At 57.8% G+C, this 5882-nt stretch carries 6 protein-coding genes and 1 pseudogene; 3 read left to right on the top strand and 4 right to left on the bottom strand.

Translation table 11 applies throughout. The features are described from left to right. Window positions 1–84: 84 nt before the first annotated feature. Entirely contained in the window at window positions 85–465 is a 381-nt protein-coding gene (locus tag A2J01_RS28610; RefSeq protein ID WP_156519435.1) for a hypothetical protein, read from the top strand. 99 nt (window positions 466–564) lie between these two features. Here the strand turns inward: A2J01_RS28610 and A2J01_RS28605 are convergent, their stop codons facing one another. Then, window positions 565–1143, bottom strand: a complete 579-nt coding sequence (locus A2J01_RS28605) for a hypothetical protein (protein WP_125053211.1) — start codon at window positions 1141–1143, stop codon at window positions 565–567. A 200-nt stretch (window positions 1144–1343) separates the two neighbouring features. Between A2J01_RS28605 and A2J01_RS36090 the strand changes: the two genes are divergently transcribed. Continuing rightward, window positions 1344–1742: a hypothetical protein gene (locus A2J01_RS36090; RefSeq protein WP_125053213.1), complete on the top strand. Its 399-nt coding sequence runs from the start codon at window positions 1344–1346 to the stop codon at window positions 1740–1742. A gap of 1064 nt (window positions 1743–2806) precedes the next feature. On the opposite strand, the gene A2J01_RS28600 is transcribed toward A2J01_RS36090, so the two are convergent. Beyond that, window positions 2807–3616 carry a hypothetical protein gene (locus tag A2J01_RS28600; RefSeq protein ID WP_064114085.1) on the bottom strand — a complete coding sequence of 270 codons (810 nt, stop codon included), beginning with the start codon at window positions 3614–3616 and terminating at the stop codon, window positions 2807–2809. Between the two features lie 144 nt (window positions 3617–3760). Here A2J01_RS28600 and A2J01_RS28595 point away from each other — a divergent pair, with 144 nt between their 5' ends. Further along, window positions 3761–4750: a DUF2971 domain-containing protein gene (locus tag A2J01_RS28595; protein ID WP_064114084.1), complete on the top strand. Its 990-nt coding sequence runs from the start codon at window positions 3761–3763 to the stop codon at window positions 4748–4750. Here the strand turns inward: A2J01_RS28595 and A2J01_RS28590 are convergent. Next, window positions 4747–5268: pseudogene (locus A2J01_RS28590) on the bottom strand (SOS response-associated peptidase); the annotation flags it as partial. The gene A2J01_RS28595 and the pseudogene A2J01_RS28590 sit on opposite strands and share 4 nt — an antisense overlap. A gap of 293 nt (window positions 5269–5561) precedes the next feature. Continuing rightward, on the bottom strand, window positions 5562–5762 hold the full coding sequence (locus A2J01_RS28585) for a hypothetical protein (RefSeq protein ID WP_197494328.1): 201 nt from the start codon (window positions 5760–5762) through the stop codon (window positions 5562–5564). Window positions 5763–5882: the final 120 nt, after the last annotated feature.

The following is a 5882-nucleotide window of genomic DNA, read 5'->3' as shown; positions in this document are numbered from 1 at the left end:
TCGGCCGATTGACCCCCATAGAATACGAGACCATCATGACCACACCAGCCACTCAGGCTGCGTGACTCAACCTGTCACCTGATCGTGCAGCAGACCCGAGAAGTGATTCTCCTCGAGGAAGATCCGATGATCGAAGTCGGTAAGTCGTACCTGTTCGCAACCCGATACAACGCCGACTTCGATTTCTACACCGTCGTTCCCTTCACCGGGCACGAAGAGCTCGACCCGTCGGCAGCGCGCGGGGTCCAGCCAGGGGAATCCGACGTCGTCAAAGGGATGCAGGATGCAATTGCGAATGAGATTCCTTACGAGGAGCCGCAACCTCATGTCGTTGGGCCGAACGGTGAAACGAAGCCATCGGTTGCCCCGCGCCTGAGCGGACCTCCGGAGTCGGTCGAACCGAACGACCCCATGCAGTCCGGGGCCCCTACCTCGACCATGACCGTCGCACCCACAACCCGGTAACCATTTTCACTATGTAGTGCTGCTGTACCTCGCGGAGGAACTGAGGTACAGCAGCGCTTCCCGGTCGACCTCGGTTCCAGATTCATACCCAGCCCGACATCACCATGCACGGGGAAGATGGTGCAATTGTGCGTCCTGCACCACCAAGTTCATCACTGCCTCGTACGCATCCGGGAACGGGTACCGGCATGTTCCATCGACCGGAAATGCAACCCTGACAGCCTTTCCTGCGCTATCGACCAGCCACACCACAGGTGTGGGAACGCTCGAGGGGGTGGGGCACTCGCCGAACCATGGCGATTTGAGTGACTCCCGCTTGAACTGGGCCACCACATGCGCCATGTCCCCCGTTCTGGTTGTCTGCGAAAGGGTTGCCTCGCTGGAATCGTCTGTGTATGCGAGGAATTGGCACACCACAACAGATTTCGGCTCGAAGTTCTCGGGAACCGTGCCCGCAGGAGGTAGAGGATCTGACAACAGCTCCGGTGACTGCACCTCTCCAGGGACCGCCGCGACGAGGACCTCCGGCGCCAAACAGGTGGCGCGATCGACCACCACCCCCGTCGGCAACGCCACGGGATCGCGTCGCTCGTCGAGGACACGGAAGGCGATCACTGCTCCGACCGCAAGAACAGCAACCACAACTACCGTGATGAGCCCTGAACGAAATCGCCGCATAACCTAACACTAATCCGTAGGATCGGGACCGTCCCATTGCCGTTCCGTGACGGTGAGCAGCGATCCCATACACTCGCACGGGCCGCCATGACCCCGTCCATGAGGGGACGTCACGGCGACGTCAGAGAGGGCCAAGGGCAACACGTCGCCGACTATGCGCATTGATGCCGAGTCGGAAGTAAATGGGTAAGGTGATCCGAATGAATGGTTTCACTGTTCGCGTATTTGGTTCTTTGATTACTGCCCTGTCGTTGACTGGATGCGGGGTAGACATGGATACCTACGATCCTGCCATTTCCCAGGAAGATATTCTGACTTCTTCTTCCCAAAGGTGGAATCGCAGCGTCCTTGAAGGTTATCCGAAAGATGCATACACCCTTCTTTCAGTGCGATGCATGAATATAATTCCCGCACAAGAGTTCCCAACTCGGTTCAAAGATTTTGGAGTAGGAGGTCCCGGTCCGAGTTCTTTGACCGTGCACATCGAGGGTGGCCGTGGCTACGTGACCACACTATTCTCTGTTCATCCAGAGAGGGATGAGATTGATGTTCCGTGGATTTACAGCAAAGAAGATGGATGGAGGAATGACGATTGTTGATATATTTTCGCAATCGCTGAATTGGATTCCACATCAAAGGCAACATTCCGGACGTGTCCTGAAAACTGGACGCCTACTTCTCCGCCACACAGGGCGAAGTCCATATGGTCGCGCCTCTCAGGGGCATCGACGACCTGGACAGCGTGCCGAGTTACTAAGCCAACCGCTTCTCAGAAATGCCCCTCTTGCTAGGCGGACAACTGTCGGGCCAGGCTATAATACAAAGATGAGATTTTCCAGAACTACAGGAATTCGGACTGCTATTTTAGCAATCTTGTTAGCCAATGCTGCATGTTCACAATCGCCGGAAGATCCCGATTTTTTCACCAACCGACTTACCCTCCCGAGTTGCGGAGAGATCAAAAAAACGAACGCAAGTAGTGGTAGCACGTTCGAGCGCTCGCAAGTTGAGTGCATGGAATCATCGCGCACTGCCGGAGGCTCCGAATTTACCTTGCGCTCAACAACTACGGAGGGTGACGAGATAGTCAATTATATTCGCATACTGCCCAATGTTGAGGATGTCGAAATAATTGTGGACAAATCGCAGGATGAATATTCCGAGCAGGGGTGGACATCCTACTCATGCTCGATTCCTGAGTTAACAGAGAATTCCATCACCGATTGCATGGCAACGAGATAGATCAATCTAGAGATAGAGGTGCGAGCCACTGAAGTATATCGGTCACGTTCACCTCTTCGTTATTTCTGGATTTTGGTATCGGCGCGGCCGGTCGCGAGTCGAATGCAGGCTGGTCTGTCGGACGGCGGGTTTCAGTGACGGCCCGGCATTGATCGCCCACTTGCATGTGCGCACAAGTGCTCAGATTCCGGACTGATGCCCCATCTTCGAAAGGCAAGGACACAGCACTCGTTTTCTGACCCACGGGCAATACCGAGGCCTCCGGCATCGATGGGGTTCCTCAACGACGCACTCCTCCACACTGGACACTGGACACGTTCAAACCCGGTCTACAAGATGTCGACTTTCACCGCTCTCGGCGGGTCGAATGTCCTGATCACGGGGTGGTCGGGCCATCGTTCAGTCCAGTGGTCGGTGTTGATCACTGCGCTACCCGGAGCGGCGGTGTCGCAGCACGCGTGCTGTCGTCGAGGGTTGCCCAGCAGAGTTGTCCGCTCTCGTCGCGGATCTCCAGGCTGCCTGTGCGTTGTTGGAAGCCTTTGCCGACGGCCGCGACGTCGAGCCGAACGCCTGTCACCCGCCCTCTCCCCGCTGATAGACCCGTATATCCGGACACTCGCGACAAGATCCGCAGATCCGGACCGTCCCATTGCCCTTCTGTCACGATCAACAGCGATCCCTTACTTCTTGCCCGCGCAGCCACAGCCCTTCCGCGAGAGGGCGTTACAGCGCCACCAGAGAGCCCCAGAACAACCACGTCGAAGCCCTCCAGCAAAATTGCAGCGCAGTCGATTGCAGCATCCTTTGGCTGCGGCACCAGCGCGACCTTCGCCAAGTCGCCACCTTGCTCGTGGAAGGCGAGGAGTCCGAGTCCGGGCATTCCGATCACCGCAACGTGCCCGCCGGCGGCGGTGACGGTGGCGAGTAGTCCGATGAGGACCGATGCTGCGCCGTCGACGCTGACGACGGTTCCTCGGGCCAAACCGCCGCGTGGGAGCAGATCACCGATCGGCGCCGGAACGGGAAGCATCCGGAGGGTCGATTGCGCAGTGGCCACGATCGGAGTCGGCTCCCGCTCGTCGACCGGGCGAAGTACCACCGATGACGTGGCTGGTTCGGTGCCGTCCGAGCGGGCGGGAATCGACGCCATCTTGCGGCGGAGCTGTTCAAGCTTTTCCGCCTTGCTGACCGACGCGAACGTCGGCACGATCCCGCCGGGCGGCTCCGCCATGACGATCTGCCCCCGCTTTCAAGCTGTCGCAACCTTGACACCGTACACTTTACTCGCACAGATGTTCGAATTGGGCCTCAATTCGAACTCTCGGCGATAGACAGTAAAGGCCCAATGGAGATAGACCTGTGATGGACTGCCACTGTGAACGCACCGTCAACTCCGGAACTACCTGCGACCCTGTGGCATTACACCGACGCAGCCGGGCTGCTCGGGATCCTGGGGCATGAAGTCACAGCCGCTGACCCGAACATCGTCGGGTCAGGCAGTTACAAACCCGTCTTGTGGGCGTCCGCGGCCCAGTTCCTCAATGATCGACGGGAGCTGGTTCACGGCCTCGAACTGGTCAATAACTTCGTCAAGGATGGACTCAAAAAGGCCAACATGTGGGCGAGCGCGCCCCCCACTACCCAAGCACCACCGGGAGCCGATTGGGTCACCAACAGTTGGCACACCCTTTTCAACTCAACCAGGGCTGCAAACCCAACAGGCATCGATTTTCTTAAGGAAATTTGCCGAACACTCGACCTGATCATCGATCGCAAATATGAGACCTACCTGCACTGTTGCACGGTCTCGTTCTCCCAGGAACCAGACGTCCTTAGTCAGTGGCGCGCTTACGGCAACGGCATCGGTGGATTCTCCATCGGTTTCGACCCGAGCAAGTTTCCCCGATCGGACGGGTCTCCGGTCCATCTCTCAGGCTTAGGGCTACACAAAGTGCAGTACACAAGAAATGAGTTGACTCCGGCTCTGAAAACCGCCGTGCTCGAACTTTTCACCACCGAGCTCACCCGGCGTGGACACTCGGTCAATCCAGGAAATCTGAGCACTGCTGTACAAAACCTGGCGTTCTACGCTGCAAGCGTCAAACACCAGGGTTTCGAGGAAGAACACGAATGGCGCTTCATCGAACCCGGCTCTTTCGACGCGCCAGAGTTCCGTGCCACTCCTTCGGGCCTCGTCCCGTATCGCAAGCTCGACGAGTTACCTAGTGATGCAGTCACAGGTTTGTATGTCGGGCCGGGCCCAAAGCAGTACGAAAATCTGGTGGCAGCAAAGTCACTTCTGCAGCGATATGGATACACAACTGCCAGCGCCAACGTTCACCCCTCAGAAACACCATTCCGCTAATTCCTGACTGGCTCAAGCAGTTTCGGATCGTTGTTCCTGGGGCTGTTGACCGCCGTCGAGACCTCGTAGGGTTCGAGATGCGGCTCCGGAACGGAGTTGATCATGGCTTGGACCTCACCCTTGTCGGTGAGGTTCGGATCGAGCCAGTGCTCCCAGAATGATTCGAGCAGAATCAGCGGGGATCTGTCGTGTATGTGTCCCGTGGCATCGCTGGCTGGCCGAGTCAAGACTGTGCAGGTCCATACCCACCTGTTCGGGTCATCTTCGGGCAGTTCAGGATCGGGCCACAACTCATACAATCCGGCCATTGCAAGGATGTCGACCTCGCTGTGAAGGAAGTATGGAATCTTCGACCCTGCTTCACTTTTCATCCATTCGTAGTATCCGTTCGCAGGAATGATGGCACGCCGTTTGGATGCACTACTTCTGAATGAGGGCTTCTCCGTAACGGTTTCACTGCGGGCGTTGATGAGTTTGGAGGCCATCTTTCGATCCTTGGCCCAGGCCGGCAACAGGCCCTTTACTGGACTTCACGCTCAGTCCCCGACGTCCTGTCGATCATTCAGAATCGCGACCAGCCGATCCTGGACTTTTCCGACTTGATCATCGATGAGTGGATCAGTCCGAAGTGCCGCGACGATGCGGTGATGCAGTTCTAGCCGCGCAACGGATTGTTCCGCCGTAGATCGGGTCGTTCGCCACTGACATGGTCGACCTGGGCCCGCGTGCTGACTTCTGCGGGTGCCATGTCGCGAGCAAGCGCGGATCTGTCTCGCCGGCGAATCGGCGCCGCTCACCGACGAGATTCTCCTTATCGGGGGATGCCGAGAAGTACCGGTTCAACGGTCCGGCGCTCGGCGCGGTTAAGAGCGGCCATCTTTCCTGCGGCCGCGTCGAGGCTGATTTGTAGGCCCTGTATCTCTCCGAGCCAGCCATTGGTGCGGGCTTCGGCGATGCGGTCACGCAGGTTCTCGATAATTGCGGCCAGCCGTGGTCGTGCGCGTGGATCCACGCGCAGCATCGGGCAGCGGACGCCCCGTTGACTGAACTAAATGCCGAATGGTGCAGGTCTGAAGGGGTGGGGTCGATGTGGGTCGGTAGCTTGCGGACATGAGCGAAGGGGAAAGTTCGA

The sequence above is a fragment of the Rhodococcus sp. EPR-134 genome (assembly GCF_001647205.1).
GTDB classification, from domain to species: Bacteria; Actinomycetota; Actinomycetes; order Mycobacteriales; family Mycobacteriaceae; genus Rhodococcus_F; species Rhodococcus_F qingshengii.
The sequence above is the reverse complement of the archived record's forward strand: the minus strand, read 5'-3'. Positions and strand labels throughout refer to the sequence as shown.

What these genes read in the sequence shown, in the direction of transcription:
- A2J01_RS28605 (WP_125053211.1), bottom strand. Translation starts at nt 1,143, where the DNA reads ATGCGGCGATTTCGTTCAGGGCTCATCACGGTAGTTGTGGTTGCTGTT.
- A2J01_RS36090 (WP_125053213.1), top strand. Translation starts at nt 1,344, where the DNA reads ATGAATGGTTTCACTGTTCGCGTATTTGGTTCTTTGATTACTGCCCTG.
- A2J01_RS28600 (WP_064114085.1), bottom strand. Translation starts at nt 3,616, where the DNA reads ATGGCGGAGCCGCCCGGCGGGATCGTGCCGACGTTCGCGTCGGTCAGC.